General features: G+C 58.5%; 20 protein-coding genes. 8 read left to right on the top strand and 12 right to left on the bottom strand.

Features of this window, described 5'->3' with window-relative positions; genetic code table 11:
* Positions 1 to 121 precede the first annotated feature (121 nt).
* Together IF654_RS22590 and IF654_RS22585 are read right to left on the bottom strand one after the other, a co-directional pair.
* Entirely contained in the window at positions 122 to 1030 is a 909-nt protein-coding gene (locus tag IF654_RS22590; protein WP_094988375.1) for a hypothetical protein, read from the bottom strand.
* A 177-nt stretch (positions 1031 to 1207) separates the two neighbouring features.
* Entirely contained in the window at positions 1208 to 1630 is a 423-nt protein-coding gene (locus tag IF654_RS22585; RefSeq protein WP_141229995.1) for a hypothetical protein, read from the bottom strand.
* Between the two features lie 508 nt (positions 1631 to 2138).
* Between IF654_RS22585 and IF654_RS22580 the strand changes: the two genes are divergently transcribed.
* Positions 2139 to 3464 (top strand): type II toxin-antitoxin system HipA family toxin, encoded by a 1326-nt coding sequence (locus IF654_RS22580; RefSeq protein ID WP_194862854.1) that lies wholly within the window; start codon positions 2139 to 2141, stop codon positions 3462 to 3464.
* Positions 3461 to 3736 carry a helix-turn-helix domain-containing protein gene (locus IF654_RS22575; protein WP_047283340.1) on the top strand — a complete coding sequence of 92 codons (276 nt, stop codon included), beginning with the start codon at positions 3461 to 3463 and terminating at the stop codon, positions 3734 to 3736. Before IF654_RS22580 ends, IF654_RS22575 begins: the two co-directional genes overlap by 4 nt.
* A gap of 55 nt (positions 3737 to 3791) precedes the next feature.
* Here IF654_RS22575 and IF654_RS22570 read toward each other — a convergent pair whose 3' ends face one another.
* From IF654_RS22570 to IF654_RS22560, 3 genes are read right to left on the bottom strand one after another with little or no spacing between them, the layout of a single operon-like run.
* Entirely contained in the window at positions 3792 to 4472 is a 681-nt protein-coding gene (locus tag IF654_RS22570; protein WP_194862855.1) for a GNAT family N-acetyltransferase, read from the bottom strand.
* A 14-nt stretch (positions 4473 to 4486) separates the two neighbouring features.
* On the bottom strand, positions 4487 to 4939 hold the full coding sequence (locus IF654_RS22565) for a GNAT family N-acetyltransferase (protein ID WP_169837059.1): 453 nt from the start codon (positions 4937 to 4939) through the stop codon (positions 4487 to 4489).
* A gap of 4 nt (positions 4940 to 4943) precedes the next feature.
* Positions 4944 to 5573: an FMN-binding negative transcriptional regulator gene (locus IF654_RS22560; RefSeq protein ID WP_047279065.1), complete on the bottom strand. Its 630-nt coding sequence runs from the start codon at positions 5571 to 5573 to the stop codon at positions 4944 to 4946.
* 89 nt (positions 5574 to 5662) lie between these two features.
* On the opposite strand from IF654_RS22560, the gene pdxR reads away from it, so the two are divergent.
* Entirely contained in the window at positions 5663 to 7210 is a 1548-nt protein-coding gene (gene pdxR / locus IF654_RS22555) for a MocR-like pyridoxine biosynthesis transcription factor PdxR (RefSeq protein WP_194862856.1), read from the top strand.
* Between the two features lie 46 nt (positions 7211 to 7256).
* Here pdxR and IF654_RS22550 read toward each other — a convergent pair whose 3' ends face one another.
* The 5 genes from IF654_RS22550 to IF654_RS22530 all read right to left on the bottom strand — a co-directional run bounded on the left by IF654_RS22550 (position 7257) and on the right by IF654_RS22530 (position 13135).
* Positions 7257 to 8357, bottom strand: a complete 1101-nt coding sequence (locus IF654_RS22550; protein ID WP_194862857.1) for a polyamine ABC transporter substrate-binding protein — start codon at positions 8355 to 8357, stop codon at positions 7257 to 7259.
* 13 nt (positions 8358 to 8370) lie between these two features.
* Complete coding sequence (locus IF654_RS22545; RefSeq protein WP_047281685.1) at positions 8371 to 9402, bottom strand: histone deacetylase family protein; 1032 nt, start codon at positions 9400 to 9402, stop codon at positions 8371 to 8373.
* A 188-nt stretch (positions 9403 to 9590) separates the two neighbouring features.
* The gene (locus tag IF654_RS22540) at positions 9591 to 10583 is read right to left on the bottom strand and encodes an AraC family transcriptional regulator (protein WP_097192821.1); all 993 of its coding nucleotides are present in this window, start codon (positions 10581 to 10583) and stop codon (positions 9591 to 9593) included.
* A 69-nt stretch (positions 10584 to 10652) separates the two neighbouring features.
* The gene (locus IF654_RS22535) at positions 10653 to 11657 is read right to left on the bottom strand and encodes an asparaginase (protein WP_194862858.1); all 1005 of its coding nucleotides are present in this window, start codon (positions 11655 to 11657) and stop codon (positions 10653 to 10655) included.
* A gap of 56 nt (positions 11658 to 11713) precedes the next feature.
* Positions 11714 to 13135 (bottom strand): alanine/glycine:cation symporter family protein, encoded by a 1422-nt coding sequence (locus tag IF654_RS22530; protein ID WP_047279078.1) that lies wholly within the window; start codon positions 13133 to 13135, stop codon positions 11714 to 11716.
* A gap of 768 nt (positions 13136 to 13903) precedes the next feature.
* Here IF654_RS22530 and IF654_RS22525 point away from each other — a divergent pair.
* A complete protein-coding gene (locus tag IF654_RS22525; RefSeq protein WP_047279701.1) occupies positions 13904 to 14254 on the top strand; it encodes a DUF6124 family protein in 351 nt (116 codons plus the stop codon).
* A 149-nt stretch (positions 14255 to 14403) separates the two neighbouring features.
* On the opposite strand, the gene aspA is transcribed toward IF654_RS22525, so the two are convergent.
* Positions 14404 to 15828: an aspartate ammonia-lyase gene (gene aspA, locus IF654_RS22520; RefSeq protein ID WP_047279083.1), complete on the bottom strand. Its 1425-nt coding sequence runs from the start codon at positions 15826 to 15828 to the stop codon at positions 14404 to 14406.
* Between the two features lie 179 nt (positions 15829 to 16007).
* Between aspA and IF654_RS22515 the strand changes: the two genes are divergently transcribed.
* On the top strand, positions 16008 to 16919 hold the full coding sequence (locus tag IF654_RS22515) for a LysR substrate-binding domain-containing protein (RefSeq protein ID WP_047279085.1): 912 nt from the start codon (positions 16008 to 16010) through the stop codon (positions 16917 to 16919).
* A 237-nt stretch (positions 16920 to 17156) separates the two neighbouring features.
* Here IF654_RS22515 and IF654_RS22510 read toward each other — a convergent pair whose 3' ends face one another.
* The gene (locus IF654_RS22510; protein ID WP_052892981.1) at positions 17157 to 17708 is read right to left on the bottom strand and encodes a reprolysin-like metallopeptidase; all 552 of its coding nucleotides are present in this window, start codon (positions 17706 to 17708) and stop codon (positions 17157 to 17159) included.
* 429 nt (positions 17709 to 18137) lie between these two features.
* Here IF654_RS22510 and purE point away from each other — a divergent pair, with 429 nt between their 5' ends.
* The 3 genes from purE to IF654_RS22495 all read left to right on the top strand — a co-directional run bounded on the left by purE (position 18138) and on the right by IF654_RS22495 (position 20081).
* A complete protein-coding gene (gene purE, locus IF654_RS22505; RefSeq protein ID WP_047279087.1) occupies positions 18138 to 18629 on the top strand; it encodes a 5-(carboxyamino)imidazole ribonucleotide mutase in 492 nt (163 codons plus the stop codon).
* Positions 18630 to 18640: 11 nt separating this feature from the next.
* Entirely contained in the window at positions 18641 to 19726 is a 1086-nt protein-coding gene (locus IF654_RS22500; protein WP_047279089.1) for a 5-(carboxyamino)imidazole ribonucleotide synthase, read from the top strand.
* A 106-nt stretch (positions 19727 to 19832) separates the two neighbouring features.
* Positions 19833 to 20081, top strand: a complete 249-nt coding sequence (locus IF654_RS22495; RefSeq protein ID WP_047279090.1) for a GlsB/YeaQ/YmgE family stress response membrane protein — start codon at positions 19833 to 19835, stop codon at positions 20079 to 20081.
* The last annotated feature ends 3 nt before the right edge of the window (positions 20082 to 20084 follow it).

Raw genomic sequence — 20084 nt, 5'->3', positions numbered from 1 at the left:
TCAAACGCTTTTAACCTCGGGGGAGCACGTGCTCCCCTTTTTTTTTGCGCGCCTCTACCGCGCTGTTCACCCTGCCTGTCGCTGCTGCTCGCGTTCAACCACGTATCAAGGGCTGATGCGGTTAAAACGTCCTGTTCTTTTGTTTCGTTGCGGCTTCGATCAGGCGCAGAGACAACCCTTGTGGTTTCAGCATCTCAACCGGCACATTGACCCAACCGCTGATCCCGTCTTGATCAATCATCGCCACCAGCACCGTGTCGCTTGCGCCCTTGAGGTTTGAGTAAGCGGGAAAATCCACGGTCTTTTGCCCATGCCGATCCAGAATCGACCGGGCCTGTGCATACAGTGCATCGGCGGGCATCCAGCCCCGCCACGCGCGCTCACTTTCACTCATCCCGGATGCCATTTGGGCGTCTCTCAAGTAACTGGCCAGAGTGCCCCACAACGCATTCTCGTCCCCTGGGTTCAAGGGGTCTGAAAGGTCAAAGGTCTGGTTACGAAATTCGAGATCGCGGTCGGTCAACGTCATAAACGCCACCTGACGTTCAATGGCTGTAAATGCCTGGCCACCCTCAAAGGCGATATGGGAAAGCGAAAGCCTGTCCATGCCTTTGAATGGGTTGGTTGTAGCCACGTTGTCATGCAGTTTTTCTTTGTCATACAGCGACGTCAGAAGATAGTTACTGGCCTGCATAGACATGATGACGCGCTGCGGTGTGCGCTCTTCGGGTAATTCCTGTAGCGCACTTGCCTCCTTGCCGTGCATTGAAAGTTGCTGATGAAGGTCTTGAGTCAAGCAACCGAACTGCGCCGTGGCGCCAGGATCCGTCACCGATGTACGACGCAGCAGAGCGCTGATTTCCATTGCGGCAGCAGACAACGTCACCTGGATACCCGCCTGGGTGGGTAGCACCTTGGTCGCGGCTGCGTCTGAGGCGTCGGTTGGGGGTTTATCGGGCCACTTTAAGGTGGCACCCGCAGCAATGGCCCGATGGGTCATCAGAAAGTCTGCTCGAAGTGGGTTCATCATGACGCCTCTCAGAGTGGCAGACAGCGGCAGTCTGCAACGGTTGTTAAAACGTACAGTGAGTAAATGCCTGTTCGAGCAGTACATCGACAGCCGGTTTTATTAACTTTAAGTCATTGCGCGGGTTTAATTGATTTAAAGAAGCGTCTTACATTGATACGTAATAAGGGGCGTTATTCATTAATGATAAAACGCGAAAGTTGCCGTGTAGTTGTAGGGGATTCTCCACGTTGGCGATTGAAAGGTCAGGCACGTTGCCGAAGTGGTGCCTGTGGAAACGGCACTTTTATTAAAGCGCGGGCCTGAAACATGCACGACATGCGACGCTGAAAACCTGCAGACAGTGCCCGCGCGTGCGCGTCTGTAGGTTGCCGTCACTTCAGATGAAGTGCCTCCGATATCAAAGCTCACAGGTGCCGTCTGGCCCGGGGCAATGCTCATTGGAAAATGGCCAGGAGGGTAGCTGGATACAAGCAGGAGCACTTCAGGCGTGGCATTTTGAACATTCACCGTGACTGAATTGGCATGTACGAGGCTCGCGGCCATGACACTCCAGCCACACAGCAGCCAGATCAGTGCGGTATTAACTGTTGGGGTTTTCATTGTTTAGTCCTTTAGCGTTAAACAACCTTTTCATGTGAGGCTAAAAAATAACGCATGAAAATCGCGGAAAAGACTATTTACGTAGTGTTTGCGTATGGGCGTTTACGAGGCTGAATGAACGGGCTTAAAAGCAATGGCGAAGAGGACAGGAAGCTGGATTCAAATGTGCTCGCGCTCCGTGTGCATTCCAGCGCTGCATCAACAAACCCATCGGCTGCAAATGGGCGTCGTTCGATAACCGCGCCTGTTCTGATCATTTTTTTACAGCCAATGCTTGGCATTCTTCCTGCGTGTTGATTTAGTCGGTTTTGGCGGGTTATCACGGGCCAGCCACTTCCCATTATTTGGATTGCCCTACTTCTGCACTTTAATGCAGATGATCCAGATTAATGATCTTTTATCTGCATTAAAATGCATATTTGAGCGGGATAAGTGCGCTTAACTGCACTATATTGCAGTGATTGCGGGTTTTACGTGTCTTGATAGGCATTAAATTGCAGGTGAAATCATGTTTCAGCTGACATTACAGCTCTACAGCGATGGCCAGTGGCAGGACGCTATGACGCTGCTTTTTCCTGAACCAGAGAAAGGGTTCGATGGGCCGTGCCGTTTTGGCTACAAGCAGGATTATTTGCTGCAAAACCTGGATCTCATCGACAGTCCATTTATGAAGTCTGTGAGTGCTCGCGTGCCGCTTGGGTGGGATGCACACAATGTGAAAAAAACACCTGCGTTTTTGCATGACATTGCGCCTGGCGGTGCGGCGAGAAAAATCCTGATCAAGCAAATAGGTCGAGAAAAGCCTGAAGGCCTGAGTATTGATCTGTTTCTACTCGGGCGCAGCACGCCTGCGCCGATAGGTCATTTACGCGTTAAAGAGTCGTTTGAGCGACTTGATACGCTGGCACCCTTGGGCTTCGCCCGCCAGGACGTGATTGATCGCGACAATCGTTTTCTTGAGTACGCTCACGAACAAGGGGCCGCGATTGGCGGCGCAACCGGGGCGGGTGGCGAAGCACCCAAGCTCTTGATGGCGCAAAGTGCGGAGGGCCTTTTATACCCGGATGCCACGTTGGCAGATGTGGACGTCAAGCAGCACTGGTTTATCAAGTTTGCGCGTAACCGGGCCCTTCGCCTTGACTGCGATATTTTGCGCAGTGAATTTATGTACTACAAAGCCCTGCAAGCGCTGGGTATTGAAACCGTCCCGGCTCAAGGGCTAGCGCTGGAGGAGGGTCGCAAGCCTAGTTTGTGGATGCAGCGCTTTGACCGCAAAGTTACAGCGCAAGGCGTAGAGAGGCTTGCAGTAGAGTCGATGTATTCCTTGGCTCAGGTGACGCAAGCCGGGAGCGATATGACTCATCATCACGTGCTCAAGCTACTGGCGTCACTCTGGACGCAGGCGGGCCAGCACGATGAGATTCCGGACATGGTGGCAGACTATTTGCGCCGCGATTTGTTGAACAAAATCTTGGGTAACAGTGATAACCACGGGCGTAATACCGCGATCATCCGGGACGTGGATGCGCTGCGTCTGGCTCCCATTTATGATTTGGCGCCGATGGTTATGGATGACGAAGGTATTACGCGTACAACCAAATGGTCCCGGGAGGTAGAGCGTGCGGGTCAGATCAATTGGCGTGCGGCGTGTGAATCACTGAAGGAGATTATTGATCCTGACAGTGCATTTGAACGCTTGCGCGCCGATGCCGAGTTGTTGCGCCCCTTACCCGACGTACTCCGCGCGCAAGGGCTGCCGGACGTGACCATGGATCACCCTCATATTGCGCTTAAGCATCTTGATCAACGTTTGCGGGAGTGGGGGTTGAAATGACTGTTTCGATTGATGCACGCCGCTTGATGATCGAGGCCATTGAAGCAGATTTGGCTCGGGGCGAAATCACCTTGGGCGATGCCGTGAAGCGGCTCAGGGGGGAGGTGACAAAGCTGCAGCAAACGCAATTCGCCCGAATGTGCAAAATTTCGGTGCGAACGTTGATTCAAATCGAGCACAACGAAGGCAATCCCACGCTCAAATCCTTGAACGCCGTCTTCAAGCCCTTTGGGCTGCAAATGGGCGTCGTTCGATTACCGCGCCCGTTTTAATCCTTTCTCAACACAAAAACGCCCGACAGTCCTTGTTGGGCGTTCTGATCATTTTTTATACAGCTAATGCCCTGCAGGCTTCTAGCGTCTTGATTTGGCCGGTTTTTGGCTGGTTATCACGTGCCAGCCATTTTTCGAAGCCTGCCGCGACAGCTGGCCATTCCGTACTAATAATGCTGTACCACGTGGTATCCCTATTTTTGCCTTTGACCAACATATGCTGGCGAAAAACGCCTTCAAAGGTGTATCCCAATCGTACTGCGGTACGTTTTGATCGAGCGTTGTCGTTGTTGCATTTCCATTCCAACCGACGATTGCCCAAGTGGAAGGCTTCTCTGGCCAGCAGGTAGACCGCCTCGGTGCTTTTGGGTGAACGCTGCATCGGCGCGCCAAATGCCACATGGCCAATTTCGATACGCCCATGTTCCGGCACGATGCACATCAGGCTGAGTAAGCCCTGTGCCTGTTCAGTGACGCGGTCGATGACCGCATAAAAATGCGGGTCGCGGCTGGCGGCGTTTTTGGTCAGCCATTCATCAAATGCAGACCGTTCGTTGAAAGGCCCATACGGCAAGTAATCCCACAGCTTGGGATCGCTCGCGGGCCCCTGTAAGGCTAGCCACAAATCGTCGCCATGCCGGGCCGGATCGAGTTTTTCGAGGCGAATGTAAATCCCCTCTAGTGTTCGGTTATCCGGTGTTTTGGCCGGTTGCCAGTGTTGTAGAGATTCGGACATGGCGCGCTCCTTGATTACGACAAGACTTTGCGAAATTGAATGAAGCCTGGACGATCCGCGATGCGTTCGTACAGGCGAATAGCCGTGGCATTGGTTTCCTGCGTCAGCCAATGCACTTTGGCGCAATCCAGGGCGCGGGCCTGGGCGTACACATGCTCGATCAACTGGCGGCCCACCCCGGTGCCGCGTACCTGTGGGCTGACATACAGGTCTTGCAGGTAGCACGAATTACCCACGCTCCAGTTGGAGCGATGAATCACCGTCTGCACCATGCCCACCGCCTGATCACCTTGCCAGGCAAGGGCCAGATGGGTCGGTTCGGACGGGTCCATGAAGCGCTGCCATGTGCTCTCGCTCACGTCGTCGCCCAGCTCGGTGTTGTAAAACGTCAGGTACGCCTGCCAGAGCGGCATCCAGGCATCACGATCCGCGGCGGTAGCGGGTTTGATTTGAAGGGGCTGGGTCATGGGGCTATTCCTTGGCGATTAATTGAGCGAGTGCGTGGTCGTACGGGTTGTCACTGGCCAACAGGCCGTCGCGCACGCCAGCCTGATCGGCAGCGCTGCGGTTTTGGCTGAGTTTGCGCTGACCTGTCAGGCGGCTGATGGGCAGGCTGAAGCCGACAATCGCCTTGAGCAGGCTGTCGATGTAGTCGCGGGGCGCGTCACTGACCGCCCACGGCGCGGGTCGATTGGCCTCATGGCGCTCACTTAATTGAGTGACCACCCGCAACAGCCCTGGCGCGTCATCAAAGACGGTGGCGTGGCCGTAAGCATGGACGGCAACGTAGTTCCAGGTCGGAACAGCCTTGGCGTGTTCGGCTTTGCTGGGGTAGAACGCCGGGCTGATATACGCCTGTTCCCCGGCAAAAATGACCATCGCTTCTGCCCCCTCGGCCAGCGCCTGCCACTGCCGATTGGCACGGGCTAAATGCCCGTAGAGTGTGCCGTGGCTGCCTTCGTCCGGGTTCAGCAACAAGGGGATATGACTGGCGATCAGGCCGCACTCGCCCTGAGTCACGAGCACGGGCAGCGGGGTGGCGAGCATCTGGGCCTGCAAGGCTTCAAGGTCGTTTTCAGCAAATGCGCGAGGTACGTACATGGAAGAATTCCTTGGCGAATGCCTGCATCCTAGGCAGGCTATTGGTTCGTTGTAAGAGCCACTCATGGTCAATTTCGTAGGTCCAATTCATGTCGGATTCAGCGCTGCCCATCGCTTTCAACCCTGCGGGTATCCTCCTTGATCCCAAAAAAGGGCTGAGCCGTCAGCTCTATCACGCCCTGCGCGCGCGCGTGCTGGACGGGCGGCTGAGTGGCGGGGCGCGTTTACCGGCCAGCCGCGATCTGGCGGCCGCGCTCGGTATTTCGCGCAACAGCGTGGTACGTGCTTACGATCAGTTGTACGCCGAAGGCTTTATCGAAGGGCGTATCGGGGATGGCACCTACGTGACGCAATTACCTGAAAAAACCTCGCCGCGAAAAAAGTTGTCCACCAACTTGTCCACAGGGTTTTCAACAGGCTTACCCACAGGTTTATCCACAAAAACGCCTGTTTTACCTGTGATTACATCCAGTAAAGTTATCCACAGCAGCGCGCTGCACAAGGTCGCCCGACACTCACTGGACAGCCCGCCAAGTGGTCCGCCGCGTGCTTTTCGGGTGGGTGTTCCGGCCTTCGACTTATTCCCTTTTGATGTATGGAGCAAGCTGCAAGCGGGTTTCTGGCGAAAACCGGATTTGCAGCAGTTGTGTTATGGCGATCCGGCAGGGGATGCGCGATTACGTGGGCTGATTGCCGCCTATTTGCGCACCTCGCGGGGTTTGGCGTGCACGCCTGAACAAATTTTGATCACCTGCGGCGCACAACAGGGAATTAGCCTTTGTGCACAGTTGCTGGTGGAGCTGGGCGAAGGGGTGGCTGTGGAAAACCCCGGCTACCACGCTGCCGCCCAAGCCTTTGCTATTGCGGGGGCGCAAGTGTTGGGCGTACCGGTGGACCAAGAGGGCATGCAATGCGACGCACTGGCAGGTTTGCCCCATTGCCGCCTGGCCTATGTCACGCCGTCCCATCAGTACCCGTCCGGCGTGACCATGAGCCTGGCACGACGGCTGGCGTTACTCGATTGGGCCGAGCGCACCCAGGGCTGGATCGTCGAGGACGATTACGACGGCGAGTACCGCTACAGTGGCGCGCCCTTGTCGCCCCTGGCGGCGCTGGATCGTCAAGGGCGAGTCATTTATGTCGGCACCTTCGGCAAGGTGGCGTTTCCGGCCCTGCGCCTGGGGTATCTGGTGCTGCCCAAGGCCCTGATCGAACCGTTTGCCCAGCGCCGCTCATTGGACATGCGTCACTCTGAAGTCAGCACCCAGGCGGTCATGGCTGAATTCATGGCATCCGGGCATTTTCAACGCCATATCCGGCGCATGCGGCGTGCCGCCTTGAGCCGTCGCAATACGTTGCTGGCGCACTGGCCACAGGGGGTAGAAGGGCTCGGAGAACTGCCGGCCATCGTCGCGGGCCTGCATGTGACCGTTGCGGTCAGCAGCCTTGAACGTGAACAGGCCTTGCTGGCGCTGGCCAGCCAGGTGGACGTGGAAATCAATGGGTTGAGCCGCTACTGGCTGCGTGATTCCACCGAGCCTGTGGATAACCGCGCCGGTCTGGTGCTGGGGTTTGCAGCCGTGCCCGAGCTGGCTATCAAAGCCGCACTCGCGCGCCTCAGCCACGTGTGGCGATAAAGCCCGTCGCCGCTGGCGCAGGTGGCGCCAGCGGCAGCAGGTCGACTCAGGTGCCCGACTTGATTTTGGTCCAGGCCCGCGTGCGGGCGCGTTCGGCTTCTCGGGGCAATGGGGTCAGGGTGTACAGCGTTTCCATTGCCGCTTGCGTCGGGTACAGGTTCGGGTTGTTACGGATGCTCGGGGCCACGAGGTCGGTCGCATCTTTGTTCGGGTTGGGATACCCGACAAAATCACTGATCGGTGCAATGACCTGGGGTTGTAGCAAGTAGTTGATGAAGGTGTAGGCGTCTTCTTTATCTTTAGCGCCTTTCGGGATCGCGAGCATGTCGAACCAGATCGGTGCGCCTTCTTTAGGCAAGCGCATGTCCACGGTCACGCCATTGTTGGCTTCCTTCGCCCGGTTGGCCGCTTGCGAGAAACTGCCGGAATACCCCACCGCCACGCAGATGTCGCCATTGGCGATGTCGGCCATGTACTTGGAGGAGTGGAAGTACGTGATGTACGGCCGAATCTTCAGCAGCAGGGCTTCAGCCTTGGCGTAGTCCTTTGGGTTGGTACTGTTGGGATCAAGCCCCAGATGTTGCAGCGCCAGCGGCAAAATTTCAGACGGTGAATCCAGTAACGCCACACCACATTGCTTGAGTTTGCTGATGTTCTCTTCGTTGAAAATCAGATCCCAGCTATTCACAGGCGCCTGTTCACCCAGCGCCGCCTTGACCTTGTCCGGGTTGAACCCGATCAAAATCGTGCCGTACATGTACGGCACGGCGAACTGGTTGCCGGGGTCGTTGGCCTCGATCAGCTTCATCAGCTTGGGATCAAGGTGGTTCCAGTTCGGGAGTTTGCTGCGATCCAGCGGCTGAAACACGCCCGCCTCGATTTGTTTGGCCAAAAACACATTCGACGGCACCACCACGTCATAGCCAGAGTTGCCGGTGAGCAGCTTGGCTTCCAGCGCCTCATTGGTGTCGAAAATGTCGTAGATCAGCTTCACCTTGGTGTCTTTTTTAAAATCCACCAAGGTCTGTGGGGTGATGTAGTCGAACCAGTTGTACACCCGCAACGTACGTTCTTCGGCGTGGACGGCGGCGCTGGCCAGCGCCGCGGCACACAGCACGGGAGTGAATAAATGCGTAAGAACTTTCATTGTTATTAAATCCTTATTGAGCGCTCAAAAAGCCTTCAAGTACGTTGACGGCATTGACGCCAATCTCTTCTACCGCGTACCCGCCTTCCATCACGAACAGCGTTGGCTTGCCCAAGCGCGCAATGCGTTCGCCCATGCGCAGGTAGTCCGGGCTATCGAGTTTGAACTGGGAAATCGGGTCGTTTTTGAACGTGTCCACGCCCAACGAAATCACCAGCACCTCGGCGTCGTAGCGCTCGATTTCAGCACACGCCTTTTCCAGTGCAGCGCTCCACCGATCCCAGGCCGAGCCTGCGGCCAGCGGGTAGTTGAAGTTGAACCCTTCGCCCGCGCCTTCACCCACTTCGTCTTCGTAGCCCAGAAAGAACGGAAACTCCGCTTCAGGGTGGCCGTGGATCGAGGTGAACAACACGTCGCTGCGTGCGTAGAAAATCGACTGCGTGCCGTTGCCGTGGTGGTAGTCCACGTCAAGGATGGCCACTTTGCTGCGACCCTGATCGAGGAACGCCTGCGCCGCGATGGCGGCGTTGTTGAGGTAGCAATAACCGCCCATCAAATCGCTGGCGGCGTGATGGCCCGGTGGCCGGCACAAGGCGAACGCGCTGTGTGCGCCGCGCTGGATTTCTGCCTGTGCTGTCAGCGCCACTTGCGCCGCGCTGTAGGCCGCTTGCCACGTACCCGCCGTAATGGGTGCGCCGCCGTCGAAGCTGTAATAACCCAATTGCCCATGCAGGCTGGTGGGGATCACGGCGCGCAAGGTGCGGGCAGGCCAGGTGTAGGGCAACAGGTCGCCGTCGCGCCCGTGCTCGGTCCAGCGCGCCCAGGCACCTTGAAAAAAATCCAGATAGGCCGGGGTGTGAATGCGTTCGAGGGGGCCGCGGCCAAAGTCTTGCGGGGCCTGCACCGGGCCCAGTTCGCGGGTGTGCACCCGTTGCAAGATGTGATCGGCACGCGAAGGCATTTCGAAGCAAGGCATCAGTTGCCCGTCCATCAACTCGCAACGGCCGTGATGCAGGTGGTGATCGTCTGAATAGATCGTCAGCATTTTTCTTATTCTCCCTAGGCTTGATCGGTGACCGACAGTTTTGCGGCCCTGAACGTTTCAGAGAACGGCAGGAGCGGCCAAAAGGGGATGGATATGGCCAATATGATTGACCTGAATTCGCCCCTTTTCGGCGCGGGCGTGCGCCATTTGCAGGCATCACCCTCAGCGGGCAGGGCATGGCGGGGTGTTTACGCGCGAAACTGGCTGGGTGAAACGCCGCTCCAGCGCACGAACGCGTGGCGAAAGCTGGCGGTTTCGCTGAAGCCCAAGTGTTCGGCGATCCGGTAGATCGGCCATTCGGTGTCGTTGAGCAGCCGTTTGGCGCGTTCAAAGCGCAGGTCGTCGAGCAGCGTTTGATAGCTGCACCCCATGTCGTGCAGGTGGCGGCGCAACGTGCGCGGCGAGCAGTTCATTTGCTCGGCCAGACCCTCAAGCCCCGGGGCGGCCTGCAGTTGTGCGGTCAACAGTTGGCGGATGCGATCGAGCCACGACTGGCGGCCCGTGAACTCCAGGTTCTGTTTGCGGCAGCGCTCGGCCATGGCCTGATGGGTCACGGCATCGGCCAGCGGCAAGGGCTCATCGAGCCAGCGCGGGTCGAAGCCGAACGCGTTGTCACAGGCCTGGAAGGCATGCGGGCAGTCAAAGCTGTGCGCGTAATGGGCGTGATAATCCGGGGCAGGGTGAGCGAAGCGTGCCCCGACGAGGGGCAGCGAGCGGCCCAGTAAATCCTCACAAATGACCTTGAGCGACGTCAGGCACAGCTCGGCGTTGAACACCGCCAAGTGTGGGCTTTCGCGATAACCCGTTGCGCAGAACCAGACGACGTCGTCTTCAAGGGCCAGGCTGAGTTCAAAAAGTGTTCCCAGCAACGCCGGGTAGCGCAGAGCCAGGCGTAAAGCGTCACCTAAGGTGGCACTGGTGAGTAAGGCGTAACCCAGCATGCCGTAGGACGACACGTGCATGCGCTGACCCAATTCCAACCCGATTTCGCGGCGAAGGGCCACGGCGTTTGCGCAGACGCGCATTTCTTGATTGGTGGTGATGCGCGTGTCGGCGCGGCTCAAGTCGGCGGCGCGTATGCCGCTGCCGGCCAGTAGCGCCTCACTCGACCAGCCTTCGGCCTGGAAGGTGCTGAGCACCAACGAAACTGCGTTCAGGGTAGTGAGATGGGAATGCAGCATGCTCGCTTCCAGCGGGGGGATGCTGGAAGGGAGCAAATTGTGTGCCGAGTCGCGCAGTGATGACCGGCGTTACACCAGCTCCCCGCACAGATCGAGTTCCATCAGGCGGCGCACGTCGGTCAATGACAGGTCGGCGCCCAGTAACGCCTGGAGCTTGCCGAACACCGCTTCGCGGGTCATGCCGCCCCCCGAGAGCACACCCGCCTCACGCAGGCGGCTACCGGCTTCGTACACGTCCAGCTCCACACCGCCTTCATGGCATTGGGTGATGGCGACAATCACGATGCCGTTTTCCTGCGCCCGTTGCAGGCTGGCAAGGAAAGCCGGGTCGTCACTGGGGCCGGTGCCGCTGCCAAAACATTCCAGCACCAGGGCTTCGAGGCCGCTGTTGAGCAGCGCATCGAGCTGCGGCGCGCCAATGCCCGGCACCAGGGGCAGCACACCCACGCTGGCCACGTGCTTGGGCCGGGTATAGAACAGCTGGCCGGGGATGTCAGCGGCCGGGGTGCCGCCGCCGTTGCGGGCCAGGGTTACAAACGGGTGGCGCCCGAAACTGCGCACTTTGGCGCAGCGCGTCGGGGCCATCAGTTGGCCGTGGAAGTACAGCTGAACCCCGAACGGTTGACCCTCGGCCAACGCCGACAGCGCACCGCTGACGTTCTCCCAGGCGTCGCTGTCAGGCACGCCCGCAGGCAGCATGGAACCGGTGAACAGCACCGACGCCGGCAGGCCGATCAGTTGAAAGCACATTGCTGCCGCGCTGTAGGCCAACGTGTCTGTGCCATGCAGGACCAAGACGGCGTCGCAGTCCTCCTGCTCAACCGCTTCGACGATGGCCGCGCTCAGGCGCAACCAGTAGGCGGGCGTCATGTTGGCGCTGTCGATCAGTGGGCTCATCTCGCGAAAGCGCCATTGCGGCACGTGCAGGTCCGGCTGGCTGGCGAGAAACGCGCTCATGCGCGCTTCAAAACCCGAAGCGGGTGCAAGCCCGTTGGCGCTGGCTTGCATGCCGATGGTGCCGCCGGTGTACAGCACCATCACGCGTTTGGCAGGGTAGGAAGTGGCAGCAGTCATGTGGAGTCCCCATAAGCAAAAACGCGGCGGTTCTGTTCAGAACCGCCGCGTCAGTGTCAGCGTTTTGTGTCTTCGACCTTGGCGGCCGGTGTCGGCGGCCAGGCCTTCAAGTCCAGGTCCAGGTCCGGGAATTTACTGGAATCGAACACCGGTGTCTTGATCCCGGCGCGACGTTGGTCGTCGTAATCCTTGAGCACGCGCATGCAGATTTTGAACAGCATGGCCAAGGCAATCAGGTTCACGAACGCCAGCATGGTCATGGTGATGTCAGCGAAGGCGAAGACCGTTTGCAGGTTTTCAATCGAGCCCCAGAAGATCAACACCAGCACCAGTGCGCGGTAGCCCATCAGCGCCTTGCGGTTTTCACCGACCAGGAATCGCAGGTTGTTTTCGCCCAGGTAGTAGTTGTAGAGCATCGAGGTGAACACGAACAACGCCAGTGCCACGCTGATAAAAATGCGGCCCCATTCACCGACCACCGCGGCCAGCGAGTTTTGGGTCAGGGCAATGCCGTCGCCTTCAAAGCCCGGCGTGTAAAAGCCCGACAGCAAAATCAGCAGCGCCGTACAGGTGCAGATGACGAAGGTGTCGAGGAACACGCTGAACGCTTGCACCACGCCTTGCGCGATCGGGTGCTCAACGTCTGCCACGGCGGCCACGTTCGGGGCGCTGCCCAAGCCTGCTTCGTTGGCGAATACGCCACGTTTGACGCCCATCACAATCGCGCTGCCGATCAGGCCGCCAAACACCGGGTCCATGCCGAAGGCACTTTTGACGATGTGGCCGAGCATGGCTGGCACTTGGTCAAACTGCAGCACGATCACGTACAGGGTCACGGCGATGTAGGCGAGGGTTTTGACCGGCACCAGCAGGTCGGCCACCGAGGCGATGCGTTTGATACCGCCGATGAACACCAGGCCCAGCAGCACGGCGATGGCAAACCCGGTGTAGTTGACCTGGAACCCGAACGCGTCTTGCAGCGAGTGCGTCACGGCATGGGCTTGCAGGCCCATGAAGGCAAATCCGAAGGTGATCAGCAGCAAAACTGCCATCAATTTACCCATCCACGCTTTGCCCAGCCCGTGCTTCATATAGAAGGAAGGACCGCCGCGCAGTTGGCCTTCGGCATCGCGGCGTTTGTACAGCTGGCCCAGCGAGCATTCGATCAGGCTGCTGGACATGCCGACCAGCGCGGTCACCCACATCCAGAACACGGCGCCGGGGCCGCCGAGGGTCACGGCAATGCCGACGCCGGCGATGTTGCCCGCGCCCACGCGGCCCGCCAGGCTCAGCATCAATGCCTGAAACGAGCTCAGTTGACCGGCGCTGCTGCGCAAGCTGTCTTTGAACACCGCAAACATGTGCAGGAAGTAACGAAACTGAACGAAACGCGAGCGGATCGTGAAGTAGCCACCGAGCCCAACCATGAGCACGATTAGCACTTTCCCTGAGAGGAAGTCATTGATGACTTCAAGCATGGATTATTCCTCGCTGTTTTTATCTGATGGCAATACGGCCGGATCGAAATATCGCGTTACACCCGTGTGTGCAGGGCGAAAACGTAGGCGATCAAGGCGACCCTGGCCATGTTGCTGCTTGGTTTACGATGCTGTTTGCGCAGTGCCACTGGCCGCTGTTGCGGGGCCGATGCATGGCAAGAGGGCGGGCACTATACCTAGGCGCAGTGGAAGCGTCTGCATAAGCCATTGATTTTTCATCTACATACGTCTGAAAAGCGCTGCTTAGATGTAGGAATTAACCGCGATTCAGAGGGTGCGAGCACCGGCCGCAACCTTCGTGTGGAGGGGGTTGAACATCGGATGAACGGGCATTGTTCACCCGAGTGCTGCGGCAGGTCGCAAGGGGTCCGCAGAACGCTGCTCAAGGCCACGCCAGCGTGGCTGAAAACCGCTGAAAATCAGGGTTTTCGTACGATGCTTCCCTTTCATTCCGCAGAAACTTCCTTGAAAATCCCGTTCGCTTGCGCCTGCCAATTTCGCGGACTAGTCTCGGCCCACCGCTGCACACTCAGCGGTCGGGTTTAGTAGCCCGGCGATATGATCAGGCGCAAGGCGCCACCTCCGCGAGGCGCTTTTTTTCGGCCTCACGTTTTATGGTGGCCGTGCGCAGGGCGCCTTCGAGCGCGCCGGTTCTCCTGATCACCGGTCTACTAACCTGCGTACGGCTGCCACCCATCGTTTAGTAGCGACGGGTGTCAGCTCCTTGAATTGATTGGGAGTCATGTCATGAAAAAAATTGTTCCAGATCCCCCTTCGTCCGGCCTGTCGGATGCGGCTGAGTGCCTTGCCCTGTCACTTGACCGTGCGGCCGCCGAGCGCGCGCTCAATTACTACCTTAACGACCATCAGCCTGCTCGCCCCGTGGGCACTGCCACGTATGCCATACCCGACAGTGTCAATTTAGAAGCGGCCCTGGCCCAGGCGTCAGACTTGTTGCGCTGCATGGGAGCAACGGCGAGCGAGGCGGGGAATGGATTGAACGGGTCGCCGCGCGATGTGGTGTTGTCGATTGTGCATTTGGCGGAGCTGGCCAAGGCGTACGTCGACAAATCGCTGGACTGTCTGGTGGCGCACTAAGCCGCACGCGCCTGCTTGGCGACAGGCGCGTCAACCCCCTGTTGGGTGCAACGGCAGGCGAGCAAAAAAAAAGGACCTGCAGATAAATCTGCAAGTCCTCAAAAGGTGAGAGGTGTCTAGTCCCTCGACCTGGTGATCGTGTTACCGCATCAGGCCTTCAGAGGCACCAGACGCGGAGCAATCATGTTTTCCGGGCGCAGGATGTCGTCGAGCATGGCGTCGTCGAGCAAGCCTTCTTCGCGCACCAGTTCCAGCACGCCGCGGCCGCTTTCGAGGGCGATACGGGCGATGCGGGTGGCGTTTTCATAGCCGATGTACGGGTTCAGTGCAGTCACCAGACCGATCGAGTGTTCGACCAGTTCGCGGCAGCGCGCTTCGTTGGCGGTGATGCCGACGATGCAGTGTTCGCGCAGCATGTCCATGGCACGTTGCAGCAGGCGGATCGAGTCGAAGATCTTGAAGGCGATCAAGGGCTCCATCACGTTCAATTGCAGTTGGCCACCTTCGGCGGCGATGGTCAGTGCCAAGTCGTTACCGATGATCTGGAACGCCACTTGGTTAACGGCTTCCGGGATAACCGGGTTGACCTTGCCAGGCATGATCGAGCTGCCGGGCTGACGCGCTGGCAGGTTGATTTCGTTGATGCCGGTACGTGGGCCGCTGGACAGCAGGCGCAGGTCGTTGCAGATCTTCGACAGTTTGACCGCGGTACGCTTGAGCATGCCGGAGAACAGGACGAATGCGCCCATGTCCGAGGTGGCTTCGATCAAGTCGGCGGCCGGCACCAGCGGGTGGCCGCTGATGGTGGCCAGACGGGTCACGGCCAGGTTCTGGTAGCGCGGGTCGGCGTTGATGCCGGTCCCGATGGCAGTACCGCCCAGGTTCACTTCGGTCAGCAGCTCTGGCGCCAGTGTTTTCAGGCGAGCCAAGTCTTCGCCCAAGGTGGTGGCGAAAGCGTGGAATTCCTGGCCGAGGGTCATCGGCACGGCGTCTTGCAGCTGGGTACGGCCCATTTTCAGGACGTGGTTGAATTCAACCCCTTTGGCCGCGAACGCTTGAATCAGGCTGTCGAGGCTGGCCAGCAGCGCATCGTGACCCAACAACAGGCCCAGACGGATGGCCGTCGGGTAGGCGTCGTTGGTGGACTGCGCCATGTTCACGTCGTTGTTAGGGTGCAGGTATTGGTATTCGCCTTTCTGGTGGCCCATGGCCTCCAGCGCGATGTTGGCGATGACTTCGTTGGCATTCATGTTGGTTGAAGTGCCAGCGCCGCCTTGAATCATGTCCACCACGAACTCTTCGTGGAAGTCGCCGCGCACCAGACGGGCGCAGGCTTCACTGATGGCCGCGTGCTTTGGCGCGCTCAGGTGGCCCAGTTCGCGGTTAGCATCTGCCGCGGCTTGCTTGACCATGGCCAGGGCCACAACCAACTTTGGGTAATGCGAAATCGGAACGCCGGAGAGACGGAAGTTATTCACCGCTCGCAGGGTCTGGATGCCGTAATACGCTTGAGCGGGTACTTCGAGTACGCCAAGCAGGTCTTTTTCAGTGCGGAAAGATGCAGCGGAGGACATGATAGAAATCATCTCGATAAGGACCCGGTATAGGCCGGAACGCTGCGAATCCTAGGCTTGCGGGGTATTTTGGGCCAATGCCTTTAAACACTATCCTATGCAGAAACGGCATAATGCCGACGTGACGCGACGGGCGCGTCGAACGTGTGACCCAATTTGGTGCGCCTCTGGGAGGCTCGATGAATCTCGAAAGTAAATGGCTGGAGGACTTCAGTGCCCTGGCCGCCACGCGCAGTTTTTCTCAAGCGGCTGAGCGTCGTTTTGTGACGCAACCGGCCTTCAGTCGACGTATTCGCAGCCTCGAAGCGGCCTTGGGGCTGACGTTGGTGAATCGTTCCCGCACCCCGGTGGAGTTGACCGCGGCCGGTCAGTTGTTTTTGGTCACGGCACGCACGGTGGTCGAGCAGCTTGGGGAGGTGTTGCGTCACCTGCATCACCTCGAAGGCGGGCAGGGCGAGGTCATGCAAGTGGCTGCCGCTCACTCGTTGGCGCTGGGGTTTTTCCCGCGCTGGATCGCCCAATTGCGTAACGAAGGGCTGAACATTGCGACACGTCTTGTTGCGACTAACGTCGGAGACGCCGTGCACGCATTGCGTGAGGGCGGTTGCGATTTGATGCTGGCGTTTTACGACCCCGACGCGGCGTTGCAGATGGACCCGGAGATTTTCCCGTCGCTGCATTTAGGCAATACCGAGATGTTGCCGGTGTGCGCCGCCGATGCGGACGGCAAGCCGCTGTTCGACCTGGAAGGCGATGCAAGCGTGCCCTTGCTGGCCTACAGCGCGGGGGCGTTTTTAGGCCGTTCGGTCAATTTGTTGCTGCGCCAGCGCAGCCTGCGCTTTACCACTATTTATGAAACCGCCATGGCGGACAGCCTCAAAAGCATGGCGCTGGAAGGGTTGGGCATTGCGTGGGTGCCGCATTTGAGTGTGCGCGCCGAGCTGGCACGCGGTGAACTGGTGGTGTGTGGCGGGCCGCAATGGCACGTGCCGCTGGAGATTCGCTTGTACCGCTGTGCCTTGGTGCGCAAGGCCAACGTGCGGTTGTTGTGGCGCAAGCTCGAAGGTGGCGCCGCGCCTGCAGCGACGTGAAGGGCAAGGCTTCTGGATCAGGCTTTGCCCCTCCACACAACGGGGTATTTCAGTTGTGTCGTTCACTGCGTGAGCGCAATCGTGAAAAAACGTAGGGGTGTTAATTGGCCGCTTTTTCCAGCCGTGTAGACGGGCTAAAAAACGCCGTTAGTTAGCCGGTTAACCTGCACGTAGCGCGCGTTCACTTGAATGTGTCGTGCCCGCTTTAGGCGTGATGGAAAGACAGCCCGTGTCTTTTTAAGGGGCGTCCTTCAGGTAATTAACAATGTGCTCACGGTTTTTGGGTGTATAGCGATAGCAATTGGCGCGGCCCTTACTCACCTCGGGGTACACATAGGTTTCACACGGCAAACCCCACGCGTTCCAGCCGATTTCGGCATCTTCATGGGTCGCTGTGAAACTGTGCCCAACTTCATGGGCAATCACTTGATAGCTGCTGACACTGGCAATCAGAGCGGGTTGTCGCGGGAGGGCCGCACCTAATACCTGGTCATTAATTTTGCCCTGGGTGACCAGAATGTAACGGTCGGTGCGGGTCCAGCCCAAGTTGTGGGTGTTTCTATAGTCGGCGGCCACCGCCATCCAGCGGTCAGCGACGGCTTGGGCATTTTGAGAGGCGTATTTGAAGTTCGTGACGCCCGGAATGTTTCTGAGCATGTTGAATTCGAACGAGCGTCCTGTAATGGCGGAGATTTCATCAGTGAACTTTTTGAAATACTGAAGGCCGAGGACACGGTCGCTCAGGGTGACATCGTCGTGAACAAAAATATGAAACGTGATGGGCTTCATCGATAAATCCTTTTATGTATGAAGAGCGCCTCGCAGCGGGTGCGGAACGCGGTGTCATGTCAGTTTTCAAGGTGACTTCATCAGTTAAGGCTCAGTGGGTGGTTTTAACGACGCGGGGGTGTCTGTGAGTCGACCTGTTTATTTCGCCTGTATCCGTAGGTTTTTTCGATTGTTTGCCGGCGTGGTGGCGGGATCGCGGGCAGGCCCGTGGCCTGACCCAAGGGTCAGTAAAACCGGGTGTTTGCCGGATTTAAACGGCTGCGGACAGATGGTCGTCAAAGGTGCTTTTAACGCACTTCTTTGGGGTATACTGCGCGGCCTTCGGCTGGCTTGACCGGCCTTAATTCCTATAACAAGCCACGTCGGATCCCCCACGTGGCTTGTTGTTTTTTGACGCGCCTGCGGGCGCCCAAGAGAAGAGGCGCGACGATGAGTGCACTGGTAGGCGTGATCATGGGCTCCAAGTCCGATTGGTCCACCCTCAGCCACACCGCCGATATGCTGGAAAAACTCGGCATCCCTTATGAAGTGAAAGTGGTCTCTGCCCACCGAACGCCGGATTTGCTGTTCCAGTATGCCGAAGAGGCCGAAGGCCGCGGAATCGAGGTCATCATTGCCGGTGCCGGTGGCGCAGCCCACTTGCCAGGCATGTGTGCGGCTAAAACCCATTTGCCTGTACTCGGTGTGCCGGTGCAGTCGTCGATGCTGTCGGGTGTCGACTCGCTGCTGTCAATCGTGCAAATGCCCGCGGGCATTCCGGTGGCGACGCTGGCCATCGGCAAGGCCGGGGCGATCAACGCCGCGTTGTTGTCCGCCAGCATCCTGGGCGCCAAACACCCGCAATTCCATACCGTTTTGAAAGCATTCCGTGCTGAACAGACTGACAGCGTGCTGGACAATCCAGACCCGCGCCTGGCCTGAGGTTTCTGACGATGAAAATCGGTGTAATCGGTGGCGGCCAGTTGGGTCGCATGCTGGCTCTGGCGGGCACTCCGCTGGGCATGAACTTCGCCTTCCTTGACCCGGCGCCCGACGCCTGTGCGGCGCCTTTGGGCGAGCATATCCGTGCGGATTACGGGGATCAGGATCACCTGCGCCAGTTGGCGGACGAAGTCGATCTGGTGACCTTTGAGTTCGAAAGCGTGCCAGCCGAAACCGTGGCGTTCCTGTCGCAATTCGTACCGGTGTACCCGAGTGCCGATGCGCTGCGCATTGCCCGTGATCGCTGGTTCGAAAAAAGCCTGTTCAAGGACTTGGGTATTCCTACCCCGGCCTTTGCCGACATTCAGTCCCAGGCGGATCTGGATGCAGCGGTGGCCAGTATTGGCCTGCCAGCCGTGCTCAAAACCCGCACCCTGGGTTACGACGGCAAGGGCCAGAAAGTGCTGCGCAACCCGGCCGATGTGGTGGGTACGTTTGCCGAGCTGGGCAGCGTCGCGTGCCTGCTGGAAGGGTTTGTGCCCTTCACGGGTGAAGTGTCGCTGATTGCCGTGCGCGGTCGTGATGGCGAAACCCGGTTCTACCCGTTGGTGCACAACACCCACGACAGCGGCATTCTCAAGCTGTCGGTTGCCAGCACCGATCACCCGCTGCAAGCACTGGCTGAAGACTACTCCAGCCGGGTCCTCAAGCAGCTGGATTACGTGGGCGTGATGGCGTTCGAGTTCTTTGAAGTCGACGGTGGCCTCAAGGCCAACGAAATCGCGCCCCGCGTTCACAATTCGGGCCACTGGACAACCGAAGGCGCCGAGTGCAGCCAGTTTGAAAACCACCTGCGTGCCATTGCCGGGCTGCCATTGGGCTCGACCGCCAAAGTGGGCGAGAGCGCCATGCTCAACTTTATTGGCACGGTGCCACCGGTTGAGAAGGTGATCGCGATTGCCGACTGCCATTTGCATCACTATGGCAAGGCGTTCAAGGCGGGCCGCAAAGTGGGTCACGCCAACCTGCGTTGTGCGGACATGGCGACCCTGCAAGCGCAGATCCTGCGGGTCGAAGCGCTGATCGACGAAGCCTGAGCGGTACATCGGCGGGAACCATTCGGTTGCCGCCGCCCTCTGATGGCGTGATGCCAAAGTGCTGACTAGGCTTTGGTTTAACGCCATTTAAAGAGAGGAAGCGTCCATGGGCATTATCGGAACCATTTTTATCGGCTTGATCGTTGGCCTGCTGGCCCGTTTCCTGAAGCCGGGCGATGACAGCATGGGCTGGATCATGACCATCCTGCTGGGTATCGGCGGTTCGTTGGCAGCCACCTATGGCGGCCAAGCGCTGGGTATCTACAAGGCGGGCGAAGGTGCCGGCTTTATTGGTGCCGTGGTCGGTGCCGTGATTCTGCTGGTCATTTACGGCCTGGTCTCAAAAAAGAGCTGATTG

This window comes from Pseudomonas lundensis, from assembly GCF_015377145.2.
Lineage (GTDB): Bacteria > Pseudomonadota > Gammaproteobacteria > Pseudomonadales > Pseudomonadaceae > Aquipseudomonas > Aquipseudomonas lundensis.
Note: the sequence above shows the minus strand (reverse complement) of the source record. Positions and strands in the feature narration are given on the sequence as shown.

Coding starts and splice junctions, on each gene's coding strand:
- IF654_RS22515 (WP_047279085.1), top strand. CDS start 16,008: ATGAATCTCGAAAGTAAATGGCTGGAGGACTTCAGTGCCCTGGCCGCC.
- IF654_RS22525 (WP_047279701.1), top strand. CDS start 13,904: ATGAAAAAAATTGTTCCAGATCCCCCTTCGTCCGGCCTGTCGGATGCG.
- IF654_RS22570 (WP_194862855.1), bottom strand. CDS start 4,472: ATGTCCGAATCTCTACAACACTGGCAACCGGCCAAAACACCGGATAAC.
- IF654_RS22550 (WP_194862857.1), bottom strand. CDS start 8,357: ATGAAAGTTCTTACGCATTTATTCACTCCCGTGCTGTGTGCCGCGGCG.
- IF654_RS22565 (WP_169837059.1), bottom strand. CDS start 4,939: ATGACCCAGCCCCTTCAAATCAAACCCGCTACCGCCGCGGATCGTGAT.
- aspA (WP_047279083.1), bottom strand. CDS start 15,828: ATGTCCTCCGCTGCATCTTTCCGCACTGAAAAAGACCTGCTTGGCGTA.
- IF654_RS22585 (WP_141229995.1), bottom strand. CDS start 1,630: ATGAAAACCCCAACAGTTAATACCGCACTGATCTGGCTGCTGTGTGGC.
- IF654_RS22540 (WP_097192821.1), bottom strand. CDS start 10,583: ATGCTGCATTCCCATCTCACTACCCTGAACGCAGTTTCGTTGGTGCTC.
- IF654_RS22545 (WP_047281685.1), bottom strand. CDS start 9,402: ATGCTGACGATCTATTCAGACGATCACCACCTGCATCACGGCCGTTGC.
- IF654_RS22500 (WP_047279089.1), top strand. CDS start 18,641: ATGAAAATCGGTGTAATCGGTGGCGGCCAGTTGGGTCGCATGCTGGCT.
- IF654_RS22590 (WP_094988375.1), bottom strand. CDS start 1,030: ATGATGAACCCACTTCGAGCAGACTTTCTGATGACCCATCGGGCCATT.
- purE (WP_047279087.1), top strand. CDS start 18,138: ATGAGTGCACTGGTAGGCGTGATCATGGGCTCCAAGTCCGATTGGTCC.
- IF654_RS22530 (WP_047279078.1), bottom strand. CDS start 13,135: ATGCTTGAAGTCATCAATGACTTCCTCTCAGGGAAAGTGCTAATCGTG.
- pdxR (WP_194862856.1), top strand. CDS start 5,663: ATGTCGGATTCAGCGCTGCCCATCGCTTTCAACCCTGCGGGTATCCTC.
- IF654_RS22495 (WP_047279090.1), top strand. CDS start 19,833: ATGGGCATTATCGGAACCATTTTTATCGGCTTGATCGTTGGCCTGCTG.
- IF654_RS22580 (WP_194862854.1), top strand. CDS start 2,139: ATGTTTCAGCTGACATTACAGCTCTACAGCGATGGCCAGTGGCAGGAC.
- IF654_RS22560 (WP_047279065.1), bottom strand. CDS start 5,573: ATGTACGTACCTCGCGCATTTGCTGAAAACGACCTTGAAGCCTTGCAG.
- IF654_RS22575 (WP_047283340.1), top strand. CDS start 3,461: ATGACTGTTTCGATTGATGCACGCCGCTTGATGATCGAGGCCATTGAA.
- IF654_RS22535 (WP_194862858.1), bottom strand. CDS start 11,657: ATGACTGCTGCCACTTCCTACCCTGCCAAACGCGTGATGGTGCTGTAC.
- IF654_RS22510 (WP_052892981.1), bottom strand. CDS start 17,708: ATGAAGCCCATCACGTTTCATATTTTTGTTCACGACGATGTCACCCTG.